We start from the raw sequence: 24,836 nt of genomic DNA, 5'->3' as shown, positions 1-24,836 counted from the left end.
CGACCATGAGCAACGCCGCACTGGCCACCGCGCCGCAAACCCTGGAACTCGACATCCACCCCGTTGCCGGGCGCATCGGCGCCGAGATCCGTGGCATCAAGCTGTCCGCCGACCTCGATCCGGCCACCATCGATGCCATCCAGGCGGCATTGGTGCGCCACAAGGTGATCTTCTTCCGGGCCCAGGAGCACCTGGACGACGTGGGGCAGGAGGCCTTCGCCCAGTTGCTCGGCGAGCCGATCGCCCATCCCACGGTGCCGGTGGTCGATGGCACCAGCTACCTGCTGCAGCTCGATGGCGCAGAAGGCCAGCGGGCCAACTCCTGGCACACCGACGTGACCTTCGTAGACGCCTACCCCAAGGCCTCTATCCTGCGCAGTGTGGTGGCCCCGGCTGCCGGTGGCGACACGGTGTGGGCCAACACCGCCGCAGCCTATCAGGAGCTGCCCGAGCCGCTGCGCGAACTGGCCGACAAGCTGTGGGCGGTGCACAGCAACGAATACGACTATGCCAGCGTGAAGCCGGATGTCGATCCGGCGAAGCTTGAGCGCTATCGCAAGGTGTTCACCTCGACGGTGTACGAGACCGAGCACCCGGTGGTGCGGGTGCATCCGATCAGTGGCGAGCGGGCGTTGCAGCTAGGGCACTTCGTCAAGCGCATCAAGGGCTATTCGCTGGCGGACTCGCAGCATCTGTTCGCGCTGCTGCAGGGGCATGTGACACGCCTGGAAAACACCGTGCGCTGGCGCTGGCAGGCGGGGGACGTGGCGATCTGGGACAACCGCGCGACGCAGCACTATGCGGTGGATGACTACGGCACCCAACCGCGCATCGTGCGCCGGGTTACCCTGGCTGGCGAGGTGCCGGTGGGGGTGGATGGGCAATTGAGTCGGACCACGCGCAAGGGCTGAGATCGTTGGGGCCGCTTTGCGGCCCTTTCGCGACGCAAGGCCGCTCCCACAGGAGGGCAGTTCCCTGCGCGACAGCGCAGTCCCAAAGGGCTGCACAGCAGCCCCTTACGGCTACAACTCGCTATCACAGGCAATCAACTGCCTCACCAACCCCTGCGCCAGCGCCGACAACCCATACCCCACCCGGCTCACCACCCCATAGCGGGTATAGAACGCCTCCTCCTGCTCCGGCGCCAGATCCACCAGCTTGAGGGCCACCAGGCCGTCATAGGGCCGCAGGTTCGCGCTGCAGGCGATACCGATGGTGTCCGAATGCAGCACGACATTGAGCAGCGCATAACCATGCTCGCATTCCACGCTGGGCAGAAAGTCCTGCCGCCCGCTCAAGTCACTGAGGATCTTGCGGATGTTCGGCGGGCGAAAGGTGGTGGCCAGCGGGTAATCGAACAGGTCCCGCGCCCGCACTTCGGCCAGCTCGGTCAATGGATGTTCCCGGCGACAGCAGAAGTGCCAGCGCTGTGGCCTGAGCTTGTGCACCTGGTAGTCCGGGTCGGCCTCGAACTGGCGGGTGTCGGCGACGAAGAACTCGATCTCCTCGGCGATCAGCCGCCGGTTCAGCGCCTGCCAGTTGTCCACCTGGAAGCAGGTGCGGGCCGCTGGGTACTCGGCGACGAACCGCGCCACCGCCCTTGGCACCAGCCCGCCGGCGGGGGCCGGCCCCGAGCCGAAGCGCACCACGCCGGTGGTGGCGCCGTTGAACTGGTTGATCTCGTTGACCAGGTTGTGCGCCCCGTGCACCAGCCGCCGTGAATGCTCCAGCACCAGCAGGCCCTGGCGGGTCGGCGCCAGTTCCTTGTTGGCGCGATCGACCAGGCGGCAGCCGACGTTGTGTTCCAGCGTCTGGATGCTGCGGCTGAAGGCCGATTGCGAGAGGTTCACCGCCGCCGCCGCGGCGACAAAGCTGCGGTGCTCGACAAGGGCGATGAAGTGGCGGAGCTGGCGCAGGTCGATATGCATTTTCTACATGGAAACTTTCGGTGGAATGCAATTGCTGGGAAGGGTTGGGAACCTTATAAAGGGAGTCACTTATTCCACAAAATATGAAATACAAATATTTATATCTCTTAAAAGAATAAAGCCCGTCTGATCGCGATTCGGTTCCGCCAACGGAAATGCTCGCCAGGGCCTGTGCCTCCAAGGAGCATCTGCATGTCCCGACTTTCCCGTTGGCCGGCGCGCGCGTCGGTATTCGCCCTGCAACCCTTGGCCGCTGGCGTGCTGCTGGCCGCCGCCGGCAACAGCTTCGCCGAAGAGCCGCGCTCGGCTGCGCCAGCTGTCGAGCAGGAGGCCAAGCTCGGCACCGTCACTGTCAATGCCCGGCGCCGTGAGGAGACCGCCCAGAGCGTGCCCACGCCGATCAGCGTGCTGGGCAGCGAAACCCTGGAGACCCAGCGCATCTATCGCGTGCAGGATCTGCAACAGCTGGTGCCGAGCACCAACGTCGCCTATGTGCACGCCCGCCAGTCGAGCATTTCCATTCGCGGCCTGGGCAACAACCCGGCCAGTGATGGCCTGGAAGGCAGCGTCGGCGTGTATCTGGACAACGTCTACCTGGGGCGCCCGGGCATGGCGGTGTTCGACCTGCTCGATGTCGAGCAGCTGGAGGTGCTGCGCGGGCCGCAAGGCACGCTGTTCGGCAAGAACACCACTGCCGGGGTGCTCAACATCACCACCCGCAAGCCGACCTTCCACCAGGAAGGCAGCGTGCAGTCGTCGTTGGGCGAGGATGGCTACTGGCAGACCCAGGGCAGCTTCTCCGGCCCCCTGACCGACACCCTCGCCGGGCGCATCAGCGTCTACCACACCGAGGACGACGGCTATGTGAAGAACATCTACAACGGCCACGACCTCAATGGCGGCAAGCGCCAGGGCTTTCGTACCCAGTTGCTGTTCAAGCCCAGCGAAACCTTCAACCTGCGCTGGATCGGCGAGTACAACGAAGAAGACTCCGACAACGGCATCCTCAGCCTCTACAGCACCGGCCCGACCATCAATGGCGTGAACCGCTACGAAAGCCTGGCCGCCCAGGCCGGCGCCACCCTGGTGTCGGGCAAGGACCGCAAGGTCAACTTCGATGCCGACCAGATGGTCAAGGTGTTCCAGGGCGGCACTTCGGTAGAGGCCAACTGGACCCTGCCCAACGACTTCACCCTCACCTCGATCAGCGCCTACCGTTGGTGGGACTTCACCCCGCGCAACGACGACGGCCTCAACGTGCCGGTGTTCTACAGTGCCGGGGTTTCGGTGCGGGACAAGCAGTACTCGCAGGAGCTTCGGCTGGCCTCACCCACCGGCGGCTTCTTCGACTACGTACTGGGCGCGTACTACTTCAAGCAGGACCTGGACAATAAATCGTTCACTTACTACGGGCCGCAGGCCGATATCTGGAACCTGACCCCGGCCGGCGCCCTGGCCAACGTGAACACCATCGGCAATGGCCACATCGACACCGACAGCTACGCCCTGTTCGCCCAGGGCACCTGGCACCTGACCGAGCGCCTGGACTTCACCGCCGGGGTACGCGGCACCTACGAGGAGAAAAGCGCCTGGGTGACCCGCGATGCGCCGTCCGGCGGCGCGGCCGTCACCGGTGCGGCCGCGGCCGCCCGCCAGGGCCGGGTGGGCGCGTACGACTCAGGTGACCTTAACCAATACAGCTTCGCCCCCTCCGGGCTGCTCAGCCTGAGCTACCGATTCACCGATGACCTGTTGGGTTATGCCAGCCTGTCCCACGGCGAGAAGTCCGGGGGTGTCAACCTGACTGTCGGTGCCGCCCCACGCTTGGGCACCGATTCGCTGTTGGTGGGTACCGAGCGGGCCAACAACGCCGAACTCGGGCTCAAGAGCACCCTGTTCGACAACCGCCTGCAGCTGAACACCAACCTGTTCTGGACTGAAGTGCACGGCTACCAGGCCAACGTCTACGACGAAGCCAACCGTGTGCAGTACCTGGCCAACGCCGGCAGCGTGCGTTCTCGCGGCCTGGAGTTCGAAGCCACGGCCCTGCCGATCCGAGGCCTGACGCTGAACTTCAACGGCTCATGGAACGACGTGCGCTACACCGACTACAAGGACGCGCCGTGCCCGCCCGAGGTAAGCCTGGCCAACCCCGCCGCCACCTGCGACCTGTCCGGCCACCAGGTGGTCGGCGCCTCCAAGTACATCGCCAACCTCAACGGCCAGTACAAGTGGCAGATCAGCGAACGCATCGAGCCCTACGTCACCGCCAGCTACGCGTTCCGCTCCAAGGCCGTCGGCACCATCGACGATTCCGACTACGGCCAGATCCCCAGCTACGCCATCGTCAACCTGTCCACCGGCGTGCGCCTGGACCAGGGCGACGGCGTGCTCGACCTGTCGCTGTGGGTGAAGAACGCCGGCGACAAGACCTACTTCACCAGCCTGTGGAACTCCGCCAACGGCGGCTATGCCGGCGTGCTGGGCACCCCGCGCACCGTGGGCGCCACCGCCCGTTACGACTTCTGAGCACAAGGAGCTTTGCCATGAATGCCAAGACCCAACCGCATGACCTGCCCGAAGGCGCCTGCCTCACCGCCAAGGTGCCCGACCGCGACCAAGCCCTGCTCGGCGACGTGGTGGTCAACCCGTACCGGCTGGCGCCGCTGACCGCGATCATCCGTGATGGCGGGCGTACCCTGAGTGCCGCCCATGTGCGGGTGCTGGGCCGCGGCGAGCGCGGTGTCGATATCGTCTACGACGTGTCCGACCGCTCGCTGTGGACCTACGGCGGCATCCCGGTGTTCGGCCTGTACCCCGACCACGTCAACCAGGTCGAGGTGAGTTACAAGCTTGATGGCGAACGCATCCGCGAACGTTACGAAATCTACGCCCCGGCGGTGCGCCTGCCGGTGGTGGCCAAGCAGACTGCCGCGCTGCCCGAGGTAGAGCCGGTCAAGGTCGCCCCCGGTTTCGAAAAGCGCCTGTACCTGTTCAATCACCTGCTGGCCGAGATCCCGGGTGGGCGCGCCTTCAAGTGGAACGGCCTGGGCGGCGCCGCCGAGTGGGACTCGGTGGGCAACAACTGGATCGCCGACAGCAACGGTGACGTGCGCTGGTACCTGGATATCGAGCAGATCCATGATTCCAACCATCGCGACGGCCTGGGCGGCACCATGGGCTTCCACCAGACCCGCGACGGCAAGCTGATCTGGGGCCAGGGCCAGACCTACTCCAAGTACGACCTGCTGGGGCGCAAGGTGTGGCAGCGCAACCTGCCGGACAAGTTCGCCGACTTCTCCCACGAGATCCGCGAGACGGTGAACGGCAGCTACCTGCTGCGGGTCGGCACCAGCGACTACCGTCGCCCGGACGGCAAGCGCGTGCGCTCGATCCGCGACCATATCATCGAGGTCAACGAGGCTGGCGACGTGCTGGATTTCTGGGACCTGAACCAGATCCTCGATCCGTACCGCGGCGAGCTGCTGGAAACCCTGGGCAAGGCCGCGATCCAGCTGCCGGACGGTGTGCAGAAACAGGATGAGCGGCTGGCCAACGAATTGGCTGAAGGCGACCTGCCGTTCGGCGACGTTCCCGGTGTCGGTACCGGGCGCAACTGGGCCCATGTCAATGCCATCGACTACGACGCCGATGACGACAGCATCATCGTTTCAGCACGGCACCAGGGCGTGGTGAAGATCGGCCGCGACAAGCAGGTGAAGTGGATCCTCGCCGCGCCGCAAGGTTGGCCGGCACGTTTGCAGGACAAAGTGCTCAAACCAGTGGGCGAGGGCTTCGAGTGGTCCTGGACCCAGCACACCGCCTGGCTGACCGGGCACGGCACGCTGACTGTGTTCGACAACGGCTGGGGCCGCGACTTCGGCCTGACTAGGCTGACTGGCAACTACAGCCGGGCGGTGGAGTACCGCATCGACGAGGCCAAGGGCACGGTCGAGCAGGTGTGGCAGTACGGCAAGGAGCGCGGTGACGAGTGGTACAGCCCGATCACCTCGGTGGTGGCGTACCGGGCGGATACCGATACCCAGTTCATCTACTCGGCTTCGGTGAATTTCCTGACGTCCGAGAAACTGACGACCAGCGTGCTCAATGAAGTGCGCCGTGGCACCCAGGAGGTGGCGGTGGAGCTGAAAGTGCACAGTCGCCAGCCGGGCAGCGTGGGCTACCGGGCGCTGGTGATCGATCTCGACAAGGCGTTCTGACCCTTCCTTCTGACCGATGGTCTAACCTCTTACGGCCCAATCGCGGGGCAAGCCCGCTCCCACAGGAACCCTGCGCTCCTTGTGGGAGCGGGCTTGCCCCGCGATTGGGCCGTTTGCCAGGGGGGTGTTCAACCATTCGTTCTTTTTTTCGAACAGCCTATTGTCCAACACCCCAACCCCCGCTTAGCATTCCGTTTGAGATTTCAAACGCTCGGCACCCAGGCGTCGAACACCCTGGTGCACGAATTTGTGACGGCCGCCCCCTTCTCGGGGGCGCCTTTTCAACAATCAATAATTCGCAGTAAAGGGAAGCCGACATGCAGCTCAAAGACGCTCAGTTGTTCCGCCAGCAAGCCTTCATCAACGGTGAATGGCTGGATGCGGACAGCGGTCAGACCATCAAGGTGACCAACCCGGCCACCGGTGAGGTGATCGGTACCGTGCCGAAGATGGGCGCCGCCGAGACCCGCCGCGCCATCGAGGCCGCCGACAAGGCCCTGCCGGCCTGGCGCGCACTGACTGCCAAAGAGCGTGCCGGCAAGCTGCGTCGCTGGTTCGAGCTGATGATCGAGCACCAGGACGACCTGGCCCGCCTGATGACCACCGAGCAGGGCAAGCCACTGGCCGAGGCCAAGGGCGAGATCGCCTATGCCGCCTCGTTCATCGAGTGGTTCGCCGAGGAAGCCAAGCGCGTGTACGGCGACGTCATCCCAGGCCACCAGCCGGACAAACGCCTGATCGTCATCAAGCAGCCGATCGGTGTCACCGCCGCCATCACTCCGTGGAACTTCCCGGCCGCGATGATCACCCGCAAAGCCGGCCCGGCCCTGGCCGCCGGTTGCACCATGGTGCTCAAGCCCGCTTCGCAGACCCCGTACTCCGCCCTGGCCCTGGTCGAGCTGGCCACCCGTGCCGGCATCCCGGCTGGCGTGCTGAGCGTGATCACCGGCAGCGCCGGCGAGGTTGGCTCCGAGCTGACCGGCAACTCGCTGGTGCGCAAGCTGTCCTTCACCGGCTCGACCGAGATCGGCCGCCAGCTGATGGAAGAATGCGCCAAGGACATCAAGAAGGTTTCCCTGGAACTGGGCGGCAATGCGCCTTTCATCGTGTTCGACGACGCCGACCTGGACAAGGCGGTCGAGGGCGCGATCATCTCCAAGTACCGTAACAATGGCCAAACCTGCGTCTGTGCCAACCGCATCTACGTGCAGGACGGCGTCTACGACGCCTTCGCCGAGAAGCTCAAAGCCGCCGTGGCCAAGCTGAAGATCGGCAACGGCCTGGAAGAAGGCACCACCACTGGCCCGCTGATCGACGGCAAGGCTGTCGCCAAGGTCCAGGAGCACATCGAGGACGCCGTCGCCAAGGGCGCCAAGGTACTGTCCGGCGGCAAGATCATCGAAGGCAACTTCTTCGAGCCGACCATTCTGGTCGACGTGCCGAAGACCGCTGCCGTCGCCAAGGAAGAGACCTTCGGCCCGCTGGCGCCGCTGTTCCGCTTCAAGGACGAGGCCGAAGTCATCGCCATGTCCAACGACACCGAGTTCGGCCTGGCCTCGTACTTCTACGCCCGCGACATGAGCCGCGTGTTCCGCGTCGCCGAGGCCCTGGAATACGGCATGGTGGGTATCAACACCGGCCTGATCTCCAACGAAGTGGCGCCGTTCGGCGGCATCAAGGCTTCGGGCCTGGGCCGTGAAGGTTCCAAGTACGGTATCGAGGACTACCTCGAGATCAAATACCTGTGCATCAGCGTCTGATCGCCAGGTAAACGCTTTTACCTCTGCCAGCGGGGCGCGAGAGCGACGTCTCGCTGGCCTTTTTGACATAGCGGTACCTGGTGGCCAGGGCATGTGTGGCAGTCGATCAACGAATACTGTGCACGCCTGCATCCAGCCACCCCCGAATAAAAGCGCCGCAGAACCGGCGCAATTGAGGGCACTATGAGCAAGACCAACGAATCCCTGATGCAACGCCGTGTCGCCGCCGTCCCACGTGGCGTTGGCCAGATTCACCCGATCTTCGTCGATACCGCGAAGAACTCGACGGTGATCGACGTCGAAGGCCGCGAACTGATCGACTTCGCCGGCGGCATCGCGGTGTTGAACACCGGCCACCTGCATCCGAAAGTGGTCGCGGCCGTGCAAGAGCAACTGACCAAGGTCAGCCACACCTGCTTCCAGGTGCTGGCCTACGAGCCCTACGTCGAGCTGTGCGAGAAGATCAACAAGCTGGTCCCAGGCAACTTCGACAAGAAGACCCTGCTGGTCACCACCGGCTCCGAAGCCGTTGAAAACGCCGTGAAGATCGCCCGTGCCGCCACCGGCCGTGCCGGCGTGATCGCCTTCACCGGCGGCTACCACGGCCGCACCATGATGACCCTGGGCCTGACCGGCAAGGTCGTGCCGTACTCCGCTGGCATGGGCCTGATGCCAGGCGGCATCTTCCGCGCCCTGTTCCCGAGCGAACTGCACGGCATCAGCGTCGATGACGCCATTGCCTCGGTCGAGCGCATCTTCAAGAACGACGCCGAGCCACGCGACATCGCCGCGATCATCCTCGAGCCAGTACAAGGCGAAGGCGGTTTCCTGCCGGCGCCGAAAGAGCTGATGAAGCGCCTGCGCGCCCTGTGCGACCAGCACGGCATCCTGCTGATCGCCGACGAAGTACAGACCGGCGCTGGCCGCACCGGCACCTTCTTCGCCATGGAGCAGATGGGCGTCGCGCCTGACCTGACCACCTTCGCCAAGTCGATCGCCGGCGGCTTCCCGCTGGCCGGTGTGTGCGGCAAGGCCGAGTACATGGACGCCATCGCCCCGGGCGGCCTGGGCGGCACCTATGCCGGCTCGCCGATCGCCTGCGCCGCGGCCCTGGCCGTAATCGAAGTGTTCGAGGAAGAGAAACTGCTGGATCGCAGCAAGGCTGTCGGCGAGCGCCTGACCGCCGGCCTGCGTGAAATCCAGAAGAAGCACCCGATCATCGGCGATATCCGTGGTCTGGGCTCGATGATCGCGGTGGAAGTCTTTGAGAAAGGCACCCACACCCCGAACGCCGCCGCTGTTGCCCAGGTGGTCGCCAAGGCGCGCGACAAAGGCCTGATCCTGCTGTCCTGCGGCACTTACGGCAACGTCCTGCGGATTCTGGTTCCGCTGACCGCCGAAGACGCGCTGCTGGACAAAGGCCTGGCCATCATCGAAGAGTGCTTCGCCGAACTGGCCTGAAGAATGTGACATGCTTTAGAAAAAAACCCGCCTCGGCGGGTTTTTTTTGTGCCGTTCGCCGGTATCAGGCGCTAAGGTTGTACGAGGATTCCGTGGAAGCTGCGATGGATCGCGCGTCATAGCCTGGAGAATAGCCCATGAGCGCTGTCGACCCCGTCCCCCCCTGCGTGCTGATTGCCGAAGGCGATCCCTGGGTGCGCGACATGCTCAGCGAAATGCTGCTTAGCGTGCGCTGCGATGCCCGCCTGCAGGTTTGTGCCGATGGTTCCGAGGCGCTGAGTGCGCTGGCGGCCAAACCCGACCTGATCATCGCTGCCCGTGAACTCTCAGGGTTCGACGGCCTCGATCTGCTGCGCAAGGTGCGCGCCAAGGGCGACAAGCCCGGTTTGCCGTTCATCCTCATGAGTGACCGCACCGACAGCGCCAGTGTGCGCGAGGCGCTGCCGTTGCACCCGACCGCCTACCTGAGCAAGCCGCTTGACCTGGACAACCTGCGCAAGCGCCTGGAGAACCTGCTGCTGGCAGTAGGTGAGCAGATCGCCTGCCCGGTACCGCCGTTGCAGCCCGGCGCGCGACTGCCGGCCTACCTGGAACAGCGCCGGGCCACCGCCGACGGCGGCCCGCTGTTTGCCGATGTGCAGGTGGCGGTCAAGCGGGCCCTCAACCCCCATGGCCTCAACCTCAAGGTGCTCGAGGAAGAGGTGCGCAACGACCCACAGATCACCGGCGTGCTCATCGCCGCCGCCAACAGTGCCGCCCTGCACCGTGAAGCGCCGGTACAGACCCTGCTACAGGCGCTGAACAAGCTCGGCAGCACCCAGAGCATGAACCTCATCCTCGGCCTCACGCTCAAGCGCAGCGCCCGTTTGACCGACCCGCTGCTGGAGCGGCACGCCACCCATTACTGGAACCTGTCGCTGCACACCGCCGAGTACGGCCGCACATTGGCGCGCATGCTCGAGGTGGACGAAGCGCGTTGTTACTGCGCGGGGCTGCTGCACTGCCTGGGTGACCTGGCGGTGCTGCGCACCTTGCAGGAGTGGCGCCTGGCCGGTGGCGAGCTGGACGAGGACCAGGTGGAGCTGTCGCTCAACGAGTTCGGCGCGCCGTTCGGCTCGGCACTGCGCACCCGCTGGCGTCTGCCGTTGGACCTGCGCGAGCTGATCGCCGCGGTGTACCAGCTGGGCGGCGGCGTCTACTCCCGGGAGATCCTGGCGATGAACCTGGCCGGGCAGCTGTCGCGGCTCAAGCCCAGCGAAGGGCTGGAGAAGGTCGCCAGCAGCAAGACGGCGCGCCTGCTAAAACTTGGATTGCCGGAGCTGTCGCGGCTGCGCAAGGTGGACCCTGAGGCGCTGGCGCGGGAGGAGGCCGAGCGTCTGGCGGCGGAAGCGGCCGAGAGCAAGCTGCAGGTTGCTCCCATCGCTGCCCTGACTATTGATGCTGATCCCGCGGGGGGTGAGGAGCAGGCCTGAGACGTAGCGGGCTGATCGATTACGAGTGGAGTGCCGCAGCCGCGAAGTGATCCGTTTCAGCCTTTAACGATCTGGTTCTTGCCCTGGCGCTTGGCACGGTACATGGCGGCGTCCGCCCGGGCGAACAGGCTGTCGAGCGTTTCATCCTCATCCTGCAACCCGGTCAGCCCTTGGCTTACGGTAACCCCGTAGGTGTGCTCGCCATGGCTGAAGCTCAACCGCTGGATCTCCCGCTGCAGACGCTCGGCAATTTGCTCGGCCACTTGTGCGGTGCAGCCGGGGAACACGGCCGCAAACTCCTCGCCACCGATTCGTCCGAACTGATCGCCACGGCGCAGCACGGCCTTGCCGCTGTCGGCGATGCGCTGTAGCACTTGGTCGCCTTCCTGGTGGCCGTAGGTGTCGTTGATATGCTTGAAATCGTCGATGTCCAGCAGCAGGAAGGCCATCGGCGCGCCGTCCTCGCGTGCGCTGTCGAAGGCCTGCTGGGCGCACTCGAAGAAGTGCCGGCGGTTGCTGCTCTGGGTCAGCACATCGGTGGTGGCCAGGCGTTGCAGCTCGCCTTCGAGCTGTTTTTTTTCGGTGATGTCCTCGGCGATGCCGACGATGATCACCCGCTGGTCGCCCTCGCGATGCTGGTTGATGTAGCACTTGTCGCTGAGCCAGCGCACCTCGCCGGCGGCATTGAGGATGCGGTATTCGCGGTCCTCGACGGTGCCCTTGACCAGCACCTGGGCAAGGCTGCGTTCGGCGTACTCCAGGTCGTCCGGGTAGATGGCGTCGCGCCATTCGTTGTAGTCGGCCAGTACCAGGCTGGCCGGGCGGCCAAAGATGCGCTCGTAGGCGGGGCTGACGTAGAGCACCTGACGGGTTTCCCAGTCGAAGGCCCAGAGCACGGCGTTGACGCTGTCGAGCAGCGAGCTGTACAGCTGCTCGCGTTCGCTTAGGCGAGCCACTTCGCCTTGGGCATGGAGCAGGGCCAGCAGGGTCTGGGCGGCTTCTGGGCGGGGAGTGCCGGCAGGTGTGGGTGGGAGGTCTTTGGCCATGAGCACGGAACGTTTCTCGACGATGGGCGTGCGGCCACGGTCCGGCCCGCCACGCGGGCGATATGCCGGATTTGAGTCGATTTGCGGGGGGGAAGTTCCGGTCGGCACGCCCCGTTGCGGGGCATGCCGATCAACGGTGCTCAGGCGCCATTGGGGCGCAGCGAGTAGGTCTTGAGCTGGGCGGCGAAGTCACGCAGCGAGTGGATGCCACTGGCCTCGGCCTCGTGTACCCAATCCTTCATCGCGGCGAGCATATCGTGGCCGTTGGCGCTGGTGCGCGCCCAGATCTGCTGCAGCGCCAGGCGCTTTTCGTAGATGGTCTTGAGAGCCTGGCTGTGGGCCAGCATCGACTCGATGCGCACGTGGTGGCGGTCCTGCAGCAGGCTGGTTTCCCGCGAGAGCAGGCGCTTGGCACGGCGGAAACGGTGGCGCAGCGAGGCGTCGACCTTGTCCAGCTCTTGCTTGACCAGCGGGCCGATCACCAGCTTGCGGTACTGGGCCATGATCTGGAAGCGGTTGTTGAGGATGGCCATGGCGGTGTCCATGTCCAGCGACGCCTTGCCCTCCACGCGATGGGCGATGGGCGCGACACGCTGGACCTTGGCCAGGCGCAGCAGGCTCAGCAGACGGATCCACATCCAGCCCATGTCGAATTCCCAGCGCCGCACCGACAGCTTCGCCGAGTTGGGGTAGGTGTGGTGGTTGTTGTGCAGCTCCTCCCCACCAATGATGATGCCCCACGGCACCAGGTTGGTGGCGGCGTCGCGGCACTCGAAGTTGCGGTAGCCCACGGCATGGCCCAGGCCGTTGACCACGCCGGCGGCCCAGAACGGGATCCACATCATCTGGATCGCCCAGATGGTGATGCCGATGGTGCCGAACAGCAGCAGGTCGATGACCGCCATCAGGGCGATGCCGCCGAGCTTGAAGCGGGTGTAGAGGTTGCGCTCGATCCAGTCGTCCGGGCAGTTCTTGCCGTAGATGCGCAGCGTTTCCTCGTTACGCGCCTCTTCACGGTACAGCTCGGCACCCTTGCGCAGCACGGTGCCCAGGCCCTTGTGCACGGGGCTGTGCGGGTCGTCCGGGGTTTCGCACTTGGCGTGGTGCTTGCGGTGGATGGCGGTCCATTCGCGGGTGTTCTGCGCGGTGGTGAGCCACAGCCAGAAACGGAAGAAATGCTTGAGCCCCGCGTTCAGCTCCAGGGCGCGGTGCGCCGAGTAGCGGTGCAGGTAGATGGTGACGCTGACGATGGTCAGGTGGGTCATCAGCAGGGTGACGGCGACCAGTTGCCAGGCCGACAAGTCGAGTAGACCGTAGTACCACATAACGGGAAAGACCCTCGAAAACTCAGGGGAACAGCGCTCGCATTATCCCTGGGCGGGGAAATAAAACCAGTCACCCTTTTAGATAGGAGGTCACAGGGTGTTTCAGCCCTTATAATGCCCCTTCATTTTTCATGGGCTCATCCACCCGACATGTCTGTTTCCGTTCGCGACGCCTTGCGCATGGCCGGGCTCTACGTGGTGCTTTCGATCCTCTGGCTGGTGCTGTCCGAGCTGGTCCTGCAGGGCATGACCGACGACCCGCTGGCGCTGACCGTGGGCCGGCAGATCAACGTGGTGGTCTGGGTGCTGCTCAGTGCCTTGCTGATCTTTGTCTCCCGTGCCCGCCTGCTGAACTTCATCGGCATCGGCGCCCGCTTGCGCAGTGAAGACCGCGAGCGCCTGCGCATGGCTGCGGCGGTGTTCGACAGCACCCTGGAGGGTGTGCTGGTGACCGACCGCAATGGCCTGATCGTGCACGTCAACCGGGCCTTCATGCGCATCACGGGCTACCAGCAGGACGAAGTCATCGGCCAGCGCCCGAGCAAGTTCAAGTCCGGTCGGCATGGCGCGCCGTTCTACCAGCAGATCTACGCCGCCCTGGCGGAGCAGGGCGAGTGGAGCGGGGAGATCTGGAACCGCCGTAAAAGCGGGGAGATCTACCCGCAATGGCAGACGATCTGCGCCATTCGCGATGACAGTGGCGCGCTCAGCCATTACGTTGCGGTCTTCAGCGACATCAGCGCGATCAAGCACACCGAGGAAGAACTGGCCTATCTCGTCCATCACGACCCGCTGACCGGCCTGCCCAACCGTCTGCTATTCAACGACCGCGCCATGCAGGCCATGGCCGCGGCCCAGGCCAACAAGCGCGGCTGTGCCCTGCTGCTGCTCGACCTCGACCATTTCCAGAGCATCAACGATGGCCTTGGCCACACCATCGGCGACCAACTGCTCAAGCTGGTCGGCGAGCGCCTGCGCGAGGTGCTGGGCAGCGGCGTGACCCTGGCCCGGCTGGGCGGCGACGAGTTCGGCGTGCTGGCCGAGAACTGCCAGCAGGTCGGCCAGGCCGGCAAGCTGGCGCAATCGATCATCGAGCGATTGAAGGAACCGTTCTGCTTCGAAGGCAATCGCCTGTTCATCAGTGTCAGCATCGGCATCAGCCTGTTCCCCAGCGACGCGCTGAGTGCCGAGCAGTTGTTGCGCAACGCCGACTCGGCGCTGTTCAAGGCCAAGAGCAACGGCCGAGCCTGCTATGCGCTGTACACCGAGGAGCTCACCGCCCATGCCCAGCAGCGGGTCGAAACCGCCGGCGAGTTGCGCCGAGCGCTGGAGCAGCAGGAGCTGCGGGTGTTCTTCCAACCGGTGCATGACCTGTTCACCGCGCGGATGATAGGCGTCGAGGCACTGGTGCGCTGGCAGCATCCGCAGCGTGGTCTGGTCCCACCCGGTGAGTTCATCCCTATCGCCGAACGCACCGGGCTGATCGCCGAGATCGACGCCTGGGTGTTGCACCAGGCCTGCCGGCAGATGGTGCAGTGGCAGACCGAGGGACGGCAGTTGGCATTCGTTGCGGTGAACATTTCCAGCCGCCTGTTCAGCCAACGCGACCTGTACCGGCAGGTGGCCGATGCATTGCACGACACCGGGCTGGACCCAGCGCTGCTCGAGCTCGAAGTGACCGAGAGCGCGGTGATGGAAGACCCCGAGGTTGCCCTGGAGCAGCTTTACCGCCTGCGCGAGCTGGGCGTGACACTGGCCATCGACGACTTCGGCACGGGGTACTCGTCATTGCTGCGGCTCAAGCGAATGCCCGTGCAGAAGCTCAAGATCGACCAGGGCTTCGTCGCGGGCCTGCCCCATGACGAGGACGACATCGCCATCGTGCGGGTGATCATCGCCCTGGCGCGGAGCATGGGCATGCAGGTGCACGCCGAGGGGGTAGAGCAGGCGGAGCAGGCGCGGTTCCTGCTGGAGCAGCAATGCCAGCTGGGGCAGGGGTACTGGTTCGGGCGGCCGGTGCCGGCGGCGGAGCTGCACTGGGGCTGAGCCATGTGCATACCGTTGTAGGAGCGGCCTTGTGTCGCGAAAGGGCCGCAATGCGGCCCCGGCGATCTTTGCATCAACGCTGAAATCCTGGGGCCGCTTCGCGGCCCTTTCGCGACACAAGGCCGCTCCTACACCAATAATATTTCAACGTTTGTTCAACCCTTTGGCCAGACGGTCCCCGCCCAGCTGGATCAGCGCCACCAATGCCACAAGCATCACGATCACGGTCAGCATGATCTGGCTGTCGAAGCGTTGGTATCCATACCTGTAGGCAATATCCCCCAGGCCACCGGCGCCGATCGCTCCGGCCATGGCCGACGAGTTGATCAGCGTCACCAGGGTGATGGTGAAGCCGCCGACGATGCCCGGCAGGGCCTCGGGCAACAGCACGTGCCAGACGATGTGCCAGCGCCGGCAGCCCATGGCCTGGGCGGCTTCGATCAGGCCGTGGTCGACCTCGCGCAGGCTGACCTCGGCGATCCGCGCGAAGAACGGCGTGGCGGCGATGGTCAGCGGCACCACGGCCGCCCACACGCCATAGGTGGTGCCGACCACCAGGCGGGTGAAGGGGATCAGCGCGACCATCAGGATCAGGAACGGAATCGAGCGGAACAGGTTGACGATGGCGCCCAGCACCCGGTTCAGCGCCGGGGCCTCGAAGATCCCGCCCTTGTCGCTGGTGACCAGCAGCACCGCCATCGGCACCCCGACCAGCAGCGCGACCAGCGAGGACACGCCGACCATCAGCAGGGTGTCGAACAGGCCTTGCAGCAGGCGATCAATCCACATGGCCGAGTACCTCCACATCCGCGGCCCAGCGGCGGGCGCGTTCGAGCAATTGATGGGTGTCCAGCGGCGAGCCGCGCACGGACAGGATCAACTGCCCCAGGGCCTGCTCGCCGATGGTCTCGACGCCGCCCTGGAGCAGCCGCACGCGTCCGCCCAGGTCGTTGAACAGGGCGCTCAGTTCCGGCTCGCCGAGCAGGTCGAGCTTGAGCACCACGGCCGCGTCGCGGCTGACCGGCTGGGCGCGCAGGCTGGCCTGCAAGGCTGCCGGCAGCTTGGTCTGCAGCGGTGCGAGCAGGGTGCGGGTGACGTCGTGGCGTGGCGCGCCGAACACCTGCCAGACCTCGCCCTGCTCGACGATCTCACCCCGTTCGAGCACCACCACGTGCTGGCAGATGTCGCGGATCACCGCCATCTCGTGGGTGATCAGCACCACGGTCAGGCCCAGGCGCCGGTTGATGTCGCGCAGCAGTTCGAGGATCGAGGCGGTGGTTTCCGGGTCCAGCGCCGAGGTGGCCTCGTCGCACAGCAGGATCTCGGGGTCATGCACCAGCGCCCGGGCGATGCCGACGCGCTGCTTCTGCCCGCCGGACAATTGCGCCGGATAGACATGATGCTTTTCCTCCAGGCCGACCAGTGCCAGCAGCTCGCGCACCTTGCGCTGGCGCTCGGCCTTGTCCACCCCGGCCACCTTCAGCGGCAGCTCGACGTTCTGCCATACGGTCTTGGCCGACATCAGGTTGAAGTGCTGGAAGATCATGCCGATGCGCCGGCGCAGCGCCACCAGACGGTCCTCGTCGAACGGCGCGATATCCACCTGGTCGATCAGCACCCGGCCCTGGCTGGGCTGTTCAAGGCGATTGATGGTGCGCAGCAGCGAGGACTTGCCGGCGCCACTGCGGCCGATGATGCCGAAGATCTCGCCCCGGCGAATGTTCAGGTCGATGCCTTGCAGCGCCGGCTGGCCCTGGCCCGGATAGGTCTTGCCCAGGCCGATGAAGCGGATGTGCGCCTGGTTCACCTCCGGGCGCAGGGCGGTTTCCTCGGCCTTGAACGGTTCGGCGGGCGGGACGGGCGCCCTGAGGGCGCTGGCCTGGGCCATGTCAGCCTTCCCAGCCGGCCTGGTAGAGCTTGCCATGGGCCTTGTCCAGGGCGGCGCGCACGACCGGCGAGTGTTGGTAGATATCGACGAACTTGGCCAGGCGCGGGTCGTTCTTCTCCTGCGGGCGGATGACGAACTGGATCACGTACTCCTTGTTCTCCAGGCCGTCGAACAGCAGCGCCGAGGTGGCGTCGAAGCTGTTGGCCAGGCGGATGTAGGCCGGGTAGCCCTGGACCAGGTCGGCGTCGTCATAGGCGCGTACCAGTTGCACGGCTTCGACCTGGAGAATCCGGATCTTCTTCGGGTTGGCGACGATGTCGTCCTCGGTGGCCTTGTAGCCCACGCCCGGCTTGAGGGTGATCAGCCCGGCCTTGGCCAGCAATTGCAGGCCACGGCCACTGTTGATCGGGTCGTTGGCGATGGCCACGCTGGCGCCTTCGGGCAGCTCGGTGAAGCTTTTGTACTTTTTCGAGTACAGGCCAACGTTGTTGATGATCCCCGGCGCGTACGGGACCAGGTCGAAGCCGGCGGCGGCCTTGGCGTTTTCCAGGAACGGGATGTGCTGGAAGTAGTTCACGTCGATATCGCCGCTGTTGAGGCTGACATTGGGCGCGATCCAGTCGCTGAACTCGATCAGCTTCACTTCCAGGCCCTGTTTCTGGGCCTCTTCCACCGCTGCCTCCAGGGGGATGGCGAAGGCGGCGGTGGTGCCGATCTTCAGCGGTTCGGCGGCCAAGGCGGCGGCGGACAGGCCGAGGCCCAGGGCAATGGCCGCGATGGGCCGGAACAGTTTCTCAAGCATGGTGCAGGGCTCCAGTCGGGGCAGGGTCGGGGGTGTTGCGGTAGCGGGCGCCGGGGTGTCCGGCGGGCAGATGCGGCTCGCTGCTGGCGAACAGCTTCTCGCGCAGGGTGCCCTCGGCGTAGGCGGTCTTGTAGCGACCGCGGTGTTGCAGGGCGGGGACCACCAGTTCGATGAAGTCCTCGTAGCTTTCCGGGGTGACGGTGCGGGTCAGGTTGAAACCGTCCAGGCCGGTCTCGTCGATCCAGGCGATCAGTTGCTCGGCCACCTGCTCGGCGTCGCCGACCAGGGTCACGTAGCGACCGCCCAGGGCGTGCTGCTCGAGCAGGCGGCGGCGGGTCCAGGCGCTTTCCTGCAACTGGCGGGTGGCGGACTGGATGGCGTTGCCCTTGGCGAAGCCGATGGGCTCGTCCAGTTCGTAGCGCGAGAAGTCGATACCGGTGGAACTGGCAAAGTGCGCGACCCCGGCCTCGGCGCTGGCGTAGCGCAGGTACTCGGCGTGCTTGGCCTGCGCCTGCGCCTCGGTCGGCGCGACGATCACGGTGATGCCCATGAACACCTTGACCGCCTGCGGATCGCGCCCGGCCGCCTTGGCCGCGGCGCGCATCTTGTCGACCTGGGCGCGGGTGGCGGCCTTGTCCTGGCCGCTGATGAACACGCACTCGGCATGGTTGCCGGCGAAGGCCAGCCCGCGCGGCGAGCTGCCGGCCTGGAACAGCACCGGCGTGCGCTGCGGCGAGGGTTCGCACAGGTGGTAGCCCTCGACCTTGTAGAACTCGCCGTGGTGCTCGACCTTGCGCACCCTGTCAGGGCGGGCATAGACCCGCTGCTCGCGGTCGGCGACCACGGCATCGTCGGCCCAGCTGCCTTCGAGCAGCTTGTACAGCACCTGCAGGTACTCGTCGGCCTGATCGTAGCGGCGGTCGTGCTCGGGTTGCTGCTCCAGGCCCATGGCCCGGGCGGCGCTGTCGAGGTAGCCGGTGACGATGTTCCAGCCGACCCGGCCATTGCTCAGGTGGTCGAGGGTGGAAAGGCGTCGGGCGAACAGGTACGGCGCCTCGTAGGTCAGGTTGGCGGTGAGGCCGAAGCCCAGGTGCCTGGTCACCGCCGCCATGGCCGAGACCAGCAGCAGCGGGTCGTTGACCGGCAGCTGGATCGACTCCTTGAGCGTCACGTCCAGCGACTGGCCATAGACATCGTAGGTGCCGACGATATCGGCAATGAACAGCCCGTCGAACAGTCCCCGCTCCAGCAGGCGAGCCAGGTCGGTCCAGTAGTCGAGGGTCTTGTACTGGGTCGAAGTGTCCCGTGGGTGGGTCCACAAACCGTGGTTGATGTGCCCGATGCAGTTCATGTTGAAGGCATTGAGCAGGATCTGCTTCGCCATCAGATGGTCCCCCGGCGCGGCGGCTTCTCGTCGTTGAGGTAGTAGTTGCCGATGGCGTGGTACTTCCAGCGCACCGGGTCATGCAGGGTGTGCACCCGGGCGTTGCGCCAGTGGCGGTCGAGGTTGTGCTCGGCCAGGGTGGCCTGGCTGCCGGCCAGCTCGAACAGCGTGGTGCCGGCGGCCAGGGAGATCTCGGTGCTGATCGCCCGGGCCTCGGCCACGGCGATGGAGGCGGCGGCCAGGGTCTCGGCGTTGCTGTCGGCCTGGGCGATGTCGAGGATTTCGCCGGCGCGCTCGAGCAGCGCCTCGGTGGCGTGAAGGCGGATCGCCAGGTGGCCGAAGCTCTTCAGGGTCAGCGGGTCGTCGCTGGCCTTGTCGAGGCCGGAGTCGATCCATGGTCGGCTGCGGGTGCGCACGAAGTGCAGGGCATCCTCGTAGGCGGCGCGGGCGATGCCGGTGTCGATGGCGGCATGGAGGATCTGCGCCAGCGGGCCGACCGTGGTCGGGCGTTCGAAGGCGCTCTGGAACGGCACCACGTCCTCGGCGCGGACCGCCACGTGGTTGAACACCACCGAGCCGCTGCCGGTGGTGCGCTGGCCGAAGCTGCTCCAGTCGTCGATCACCTCGATGCCCTGGCTGTCGGCGGGCACGAAGGCCAGGTGCGACACATCCTGGTCGTCGATCACCAGGGTCGGGATGCGCTGGGCGTAGATCGCGCCGGTGCAGTAGAACTTGCGGCCGTCGATACGGAAATGGTCGCCATCGCGGCTCAGGCGGGTGGTGCGCTCGTGGGCGTTCTTGGTGCCGAGCTCGGCCAGGGCGTTGCCGAAACGGCGGCCGGCGAGCACTTCGGCGTAGAGACGTCGCTGTTGTTCGGGGCTGCCATTCACCCGCAGCACTTCCAGGGCGTAGAAGTGGTTCTGCGGGATCTGCCCGAGCGAGGCGTCGGCCTGGGCGATGCGGGCGATGACCTTGGCCAGGGTGACATTGGACACCCCGGCGCCGCCGAAGGCCTTGGGCACGCTGATGCCCCAAAGGCCGGACTGCACGAAGCGTTCGAGTTCGGCATGGGGCAGGCGGCGCTCGCGGTCGCGCAGGGCGCTGTCCTGGCGCAGGTGTTGGGCGAGTTCGTCGGCGACGGCCAGGGCCTGGGCGTCGGTGGTGATGATGGATGCAGTCATTTTGCTCTCCGGGCACTTGGAGCCGCTGTGCGGCTCTTTCGCCGGCAAGCCGGCTCCCACAGTGAGCGTTCACTGACGTCCTAGTGGGAGCCGGCTTGCCGGCGAAAGGGCTGCACCGCAGCCCCTGGGCCTTGAATCAGATCCAGGAATGGCGGGCAGGCAGGGTGCCGTTGAGGTGGTAGGCGCCGACGGCGTGGTACTTCCAGCGCACCGGGTCGTGCAGGGTGTGGACCCGGGCGTTGCGCCAATGCCGGTCGAGGTTGAACTCGGCCAGGCTGGCGCGGCTGCCGGCCAGCTCGAACAGCTTCTCGCTGGCCTGCAGCGAGATCTCGGTGGTGAGCACCTTTGCTTCGGCCACGGCAATCGAGGCACGGGCCGCGGCGGCGGCATCGATCACGCCGGCGTTCACTTCGTCGAGCACCTTGGCGGCCTTGCGCAGCAGGGCCTCGGCGGCGTGCAGCTCGAGCTTCAGGCGACCGATGTCGGCGATCACATAGGGGTCGTCGCTGTTGCGTTCGACCTTGGCTTCGATCCACGGCCGGGACTTCTCCCGAACGAACTGGATCGTGTCCTCGATGGCCGCTTCGGCGATGCCGGCGTCGATGGCTGCCTGGATCAGCTGCGAGGCGGCGCCCTGGATGCTGGGCTCCTCACGCAGGCGCCAGTTGTCCACCACCAGGTCGGCGTCCACCGGTACCTGGTCGAGCAGCACGGTACCGCTGGCTGTGGTGCGCTGGCCGAAGCCGGACCAGTCGTCGACGATACGCAGCCCCGGACTGCCGCGACGGACGAACGCCAGGCGCTGGCGGCCATCGTCGTCCAGCGCCTTGACCGCCACCCAATGGGCGTACAAGGCACCGGTGGAATAGAACTTCTCGCCGCTGATGCGATAGCCGTCGCCGTCACGGGTGAGGCGCGCCTTGAGCGTCAGGGTGTCCTTGGTCCCGCGCTCGGGGCCGGCATTGCCGATGCGCCAGCCGTCAAGCACCGAGCGGAAGATCACTGCCTGCTGGGCCTGGGTGGCGGTCAGGCGGACCAGTTGCAGGATGCCGAACTGGTTCTGCGGAATCTGCCCCAGCGCCGGGTCGGCGGCACTGATCAGGCGGAACACTTCGGCGATGGTGGCGAAGGACACCTCGGGGCCGCCGAAGGCCTTGGGCACGCTGATGCTGCCCAGGCCGCTGCGGGTGAACTGTTCGATCTCGGCCCAGGGCAGCTTGCGCTGCTGGTCACGCTTGGCGGCCTGCTGGCGGGCCACCTCGGCCAGCTCACGGGCAGCCTGCAGGGCCTCTTCGTCGTTGCGCAACACCGTGGCCGGCAGCAGCAGCGGCGAGCTGTCGAGATCGCTGTGGAATCGGGTAGTTGGTTGGCTGGACATCAGTACCGCTCCTTGGCTGCACTCAATGCCCTGGCGTTATGCACTGGGGTGATTGTGATCCTGACCATTCCTAACCTCACAAAGTTGAAAGCGTCGCCTCAGCTGATGGCGACAGACGTTTGCTGGTCCGGTGGTCCGGTCGATATACCCTATTCGTTTAGAAAAAGTTTATAAACTACCGTTTAGGAATATGAATAGAAGAACTGCAGGGTCGGCCCTGTCGCCGGCAAGCCGGCTCCCATGACCGCGGCGTAAAACTGTGGGAGCCGGCTTGCAGGCGATGAGACCTGAGCGGTCAGCGCGGGATCATCACCACCAGCTTGCCCACCGCCTGGCGCTGCGCCAGGCGTTCGATCGCCGCGCCACCCTCGGCCAGTGCAAAGGTCTGCGACACCAGCGGCTTCAACTTGCCTTCGGCGTGCCAGGCGAACAGCTGGCGGAAATTGGCGGCGTTGTCTTCCGGCTGGCGCTGGGCGAAGGCGCCCCAGAACACACCGAGCACCGCCGCGCCCTTGAGCAGGGCCAGGTTTACCGGCAGTTGCGGGATCGTGCCGCTGGCAAAGCCCACCACCAGCAACCGCCCGTTCCATGCCAGCCCGCGTACGGCCTGGTCGAACAGCGCGCCGCCGACCGGGTCGTAGATCACATCCACGCCCTGGCCGCCGGTCAGGCGCTTGATCTCGTCCTTGAGGCTGGCCTGGCTGTAGTCGATCAGTTCGTCGGCCCCGGCGGCCTGGGCGATCGCCAGTTTCTCGGCGCTGCTGGCCGCGGCGATCACCCGCGCGCCCAGGGCCTTGCCGATCTCCACCGCCGCCAGCCCCACGCCGCCCGAGGCGCCGAGCACCAGCAGGGTTTCGCCGGCCTTGAGCTGGCCGCGTTGGGTCAGCGCGTGCATCGAGGTACCGTAGGTCATGCCGAACGCGGCGGCGGTGGTGAAGTCCATGCCCGCCGGGATCGGCAGCACGTTGTAGAACGGCACCGCCACCTGCTCGGCGAAGGCGCCCCAGCCGGTCAGGGCCATGACCCGGTCGCCGACCTTGAACGCGCCGGCCTTATCGCCGACCGCGGCCACCACGCCGGCCGCCTCGCCACCCGGGGCGAACGGCAGCGGCGGCTGGAACTGGTACTTGCCCTCGATGATCAGGGTGTCGGGGAAGTTGACCCCTGCGGCGTGCACGTCGAGGAGGATCTCGTTCTTCTTGGGCGTGGGGCTGGCGACCTCTTCCAGGACCAGGTCCCGCGCCGGGCCCAGGGCTTTGCACAACAAGGCTTTCATTAGGGCTATTCCTTTGCGTGTGGTGGCCGATAAGTGTAGGAGGGCCGTCCCGAGGGTCAACGAGCATGGCCGGCCCTGATGAGCCGGCATAAGCCCGGGCTTGGGTTTGGCCGGCGCGCTGGGTAAGCTGGCGCCAACTGTATTGAGGAGCGAATTCGTGAAAGCGTGGATCTTGATGGTGCTGGCCTTGATGCTGCCAGTGGCGGCGATGGCCGAGGAAAAGGAAGGCGAGCCCAAGGTCGCCTACATCAGCCTCAGCCCGCCCTTCGTCGGCAACTACGCCCTCGACGGCGGCCCCAAGCTGCGCGTGTACAAGGCCGATGTCGCCCTGCGCGTGACCGGCGATGCCGCCGCCGCTGCGGTCAAGCACCACGAGCCACTGATCCGCAACCAGCTGGTGGCGCTGTTCACCCAGCAGGGCGTGGACAACATGAGCAACGTCGAGGCCAAGGAAAAACTGCGCCAGGAAGCCCTGAAGCAGGTGCAGCAGGTGATGGAATCCGAAGAGGGCAAGCCGATCGTCGAGGACCTGCTGTTCAACAACCTGATCGTGCAGTGATCAGGCGGCGAGGCTGCGGCGAAAGCGCGCCAAAGCCACGCCGAAGAATACCAGGCCGATCGCGGCCAGGGCCGCCACATCCGGCCACACCACGCTCAGCCCGGCGTCGCGGAACAGGATCGCCGCGCCGAGGCTGACGAAGTGGGTCGAGGGCGAGCCCTGCATGACCCACTGCAGCCACTGCGGCATGCTGTCCAGCGGCGTGCTGCCCCCCGACAGCAGCAGCATCGGGATGATCACCGGAATCGCCAGCAGGCCGAACTGCGGCGTCGAGCGCGCCAGGGTGGCGAGGAAGATGCCCAGTGCCGTGCTGGCGAACAGGTACAGCGCGGTCACCCCCAAAAACAGCCCCATCGAGCCCGCCAGCGGCACGCCCAGGGCGCCCTTGACCACCACTTCTAGCGAAATCCAGGTACAGGCCACCACCACCAGGGCGTTGCTGGCGATCTTCGCCAGCATGATTTCCAGCGCCGTCAGCGGCAGCACCAGCAGGTGGTCGAGGGTGCCGTGCTCGCGTTCGCGCAGCAACGCGGTGCCGGTGAGGATGATGGCCAGGATGGTGATGTTGTTGACGATCTGGATCACCGCCAGGAACCAGCCGCCTTCGAGGTTGGGGTTGAACAGTGCCTTCGGGTTGAGCAGGGCCGGGCTGCTGGTGCTGCGCCCTGCGTATTCAAGCAGCTCGCGTTCGAAGATCCGGCCGATGTAGCCGGCCCCCATGAAGGCCTGGCTCATGGCCGTGGCATCGACGTTGACCTGCAGCTCTGGTGAGCGCCCGGCCAGCAGGTCGGCCTGGAAGTTCACCGGCACATTGATCACGAAGGTGTATTGCCCGCTGTCCATGGCCTGGTCCAGCCGATTTGCCGGTAGTGCTACGGCGGGCTGGAATTCGGGCGGCTGCAGCGACTCGGCGAGCTTGCGCGAGACGGCGCTGTGATCTTCATCGACCACCGCGACACTGGCGTTGTGCACGCCGATCACGGAGCCGGCGGCGGGCATGTAGATCGCCACGCTGAAGGCGTACAGCAGGAACAGCAGCAACACGCTGTCGTGGCGCAGGCTGGTGAGTTCCTTCAGGCCCAGGCGCAGGGTGTGGGAGAGGCGGCTCAT

General features: G+C 65.8%; 19 protein-coding genes. 8 read left to right on the top strand and 11 right to left on the bottom strand.

All coding sequences use genetic code 11. The features are described from left to right. The first annotated feature begins 5 nt into the window (after positions 1 to 5). Positions 6 to 911 carry a TauD/TfdA dioxygenase family protein gene (locus tag AC25M7_RS01800; protein WP_062359903.1) on the top strand — a complete coding sequence of 302 codons (906 nt, stop codon included), beginning with the start codon at positions 6 to 8 and terminating at the stop codon, positions 909 to 911. 111 nt (positions 912 to 1,022) lie between these two features. Here the strand turns inward: AC25M7_RS01800 and AC25M7_RS01795 are convergent, their stop codons facing one another. Next, entirely contained in the window at positions 1,023 to 1,928 is a 906-nt protein-coding gene (locus AC25M7_RS01795; protein WP_062359901.1) for a LysR family transcriptional regulator, read from the bottom strand. A 192-nt stretch (positions 1,929 to 2,120) separates the two neighbouring features. Here AC25M7_RS01795 and AC25M7_RS01790 point away from each other — a divergent pair, with 192 nt between their 5' ends. The 5 genes from AC25M7_RS01790 to AC25M7_RS01770 all read left to right on the top strand — a co-directional run bounded on the left by AC25M7_RS01790 (position 2,121) and on the right by AC25M7_RS01770 (position 10,841). After that, a complete protein-coding gene (locus AC25M7_RS01790) occupies positions 2,121 to 4,457 on the top strand; it encodes a TonB-dependent receptor (RefSeq protein WP_486970661.1) in 2,337 nt (778 codons plus the stop codon). Positions 4,458 to 4,474: 17 nt separating this feature from the next. Beyond that, the gene (locus AC25M7_RS01785) at positions 4,475 to 6,148 is read left to right on the top strand and encodes an aryl-sulfate sulfotransferase (protein WP_486970660.1); all 1,674 of its coding nucleotides are present in this window, start codon (positions 4,475 to 4,477) and stop codon (positions 6,146 to 6,148) included. A gap of 317 nt (positions 6,149 to 6,465) precedes the next feature. Continuing rightward, positions 6,466 to 7,908 (top strand): NADP-dependent succinate-semialdehyde dehydrogenase, encoded by a 1,443-nt coding sequence (gabD, locus tag AC25M7_RS01780; RefSeq protein ID WP_028688580.1) that lies wholly within the window; start codon positions 6,466 to 6,468, stop codon positions 7,906 to 7,908. A gap of 183 nt (positions 7,909 to 8,091) precedes the next feature. Then, a complete protein-coding gene (gabT, locus tag AC25M7_RS01775) occupies positions 8,092 to 9,369 on the top strand; it encodes a 4-aminobutyrate--2-oxoglutarate transaminase (protein WP_028688579.1) in 1,278 nt (425 codons plus the stop codon). A 137-nt stretch (positions 9,370 to 9,506) separates the two neighbouring features. Next, complete coding sequence (locus AC25M7_RS01770; RefSeq protein ID WP_069015915.1) at positions 9,507 to 10,841, top strand: response regulator; 1,335 nt, start codon at positions 9,507 to 9,509, stop codon at positions 10,839 to 10,841. A 56-nt stretch (positions 10,842 to 10,897) separates the two neighbouring features. Here the strand turns inward: AC25M7_RS01770 and AC25M7_RS01765 are convergent, their stop codons facing one another. Both AC25M7_RS01765 and desA read right to left on the bottom strand, forming a co-directional pair. Beyond that, positions 10,898 to 11,887 (bottom strand): GGDEF domain-containing protein, encoded by a 990-nt coding sequence (locus tag AC25M7_RS01765; protein WP_241411340.1) that lies wholly within the window; start codon positions 11,885 to 11,887, stop codon positions 10,898 to 10,900. Between the two features lie 140 nt (positions 11,888 to 12,027). Further along, positions 12,028 to 13,212, bottom strand: coding sequence for a delta-9 fatty acid desaturase DesA (desA, locus tag AC25M7_RS01760; protein WP_028688577.1), 1,185 nt, complete (start codon positions 13,210 to 13,212; stop codon positions 12,028 to 12,030). A 150-nt stretch (positions 13,213 to 13,362) separates the two neighbouring features. On the opposite strand from desA, the gene dibA reads away from it, so the two are divergent. Continuing rightward, positions 13,363 to 15,258, top strand: coding sequence for a phosphodiesterase DibA (dibA, locus tag AC25M7_RS01755; protein ID WP_062359892.1), 1,896 nt, complete (start codon positions 13,363 to 13,365; stop codon positions 15,256 to 15,258). Positions 15,259 to 15,402: 144 nt separating this feature from the next. Here the strand turns inward: dibA and AC25M7_RS01750 are convergent, their stop codons facing one another. The 7 genes from AC25M7_RS01750 to AC25M7_RS01720 all read right to left on the bottom strand — a co-directional run bounded on the left by AC25M7_RS01750 (position 15,403) and on the right by AC25M7_RS01720 (position 23,167). Then, positions 15,403 to 16,047, bottom strand: coding sequence for a methionine ABC transporter permease (locus AC25M7_RS01750; RefSeq protein ID WP_028688575.1), 645 nt, complete (start codon positions 16,045 to 16,047; stop codon positions 15,403 to 15,405). Continuing rightward, positions 16,037 to 17,146 carry a methionine ABC transporter ATP-binding protein gene (locus AC25M7_RS01745; protein WP_062572470.1) on the bottom strand — a complete coding sequence of 370 codons (1,110 nt, stop codon included), beginning with the start codon at positions 17,144 to 17,146 and terminating at the stop codon, positions 16,037 to 16,039. The genes AC25M7_RS01750 and AC25M7_RS01745 overlap by 11 nt, the downstream gene beginning before the upstream one ends. A gap of 1 nt (position 17,147) precedes the next feature. After that, positions 17,148 to 17,948: a MetQ/NlpA family ABC transporter substrate-binding protein gene (locus tag AC25M7_RS01740; protein WP_028688573.1), complete on the bottom strand. Its 801-nt coding sequence runs from the start codon at positions 17,946 to 17,948 to the stop codon at positions 17,148 to 17,150. Continuing rightward, on the bottom strand, positions 17,941 to 19,332 hold the full coding sequence (locus AC25M7_RS01735) for an LLM class flavin-dependent oxidoreductase (RefSeq protein WP_486970659.1): 1,392 nt from the start codon (positions 19,330 to 19,332) through the stop codon (positions 17,941 to 17,943). Before AC25M7_RS01735 ends, AC25M7_RS01740 begins: the two co-directional genes overlap by 8 nt. Next, a complete protein-coding gene (locus AC25M7_RS01730) occupies positions 19,332 to 20,513 on the bottom strand; it encodes an SfnB family sulfur acquisition oxidoreductase (RefSeq protein WP_486970658.1) in 1,182 nt (393 codons plus the stop codon). The genes AC25M7_RS01735 and AC25M7_RS01730 overlap by 1 nt, the downstream gene beginning before the upstream one ends. A gap of 136 nt (positions 20,514 to 20,649) precedes the next feature. Beyond that, positions 20,650 to 21,891 (bottom strand): SfnB family sulfur acquisition oxidoreductase, encoded by a 1,242-nt coding sequence (locus AC25M7_RS01725; protein ID WP_062359884.1) that lies wholly within the window; start codon positions 21,889 to 21,891, stop codon positions 20,650 to 20,652. 295 nt (positions 21,892 to 22,186) lie between these two features. Then, positions 22,187 to 23,167, bottom strand: coding sequence for an NADPH:quinone oxidoreductase family protein (locus tag AC25M7_RS01720; protein ID WP_028688569.1), 981 nt, complete (start codon positions 23,165 to 23,167; stop codon positions 22,187 to 22,189). Positions 23,168 to 23,324: 157 nt separating this feature from the next. Between AC25M7_RS01720 and AC25M7_RS01715 the strand changes: the two genes are divergently transcribed. Next, positions 23,325 to 23,726, top strand: coding sequence for a flagellar basal body-associated protein FliL (locus tag AC25M7_RS01715; RefSeq protein ID WP_028688568.1), 402 nt, complete (start codon positions 23,325 to 23,327; stop codon positions 23,724 to 23,726). On the opposite strand, the gene AC25M7_RS01710 is transcribed toward AC25M7_RS01715, so the two are convergent. Then, a complete protein-coding gene (locus AC25M7_RS01710) occupies positions 23,727 to 24,836 on the bottom strand; it encodes an ABC transporter permease (RefSeq protein ID WP_062359883.1) in 1,110 nt (369 codons plus the stop codon). It abuts the gene before it with no gap.

This window comes from Pseudomonas sp. P106(2024), from assembly GCF_057480815.1.
The sequence above is the reverse complement of the archived record's forward strand: the minus strand, read 5'-3'. Positions and strand labels throughout refer to the sequence as shown.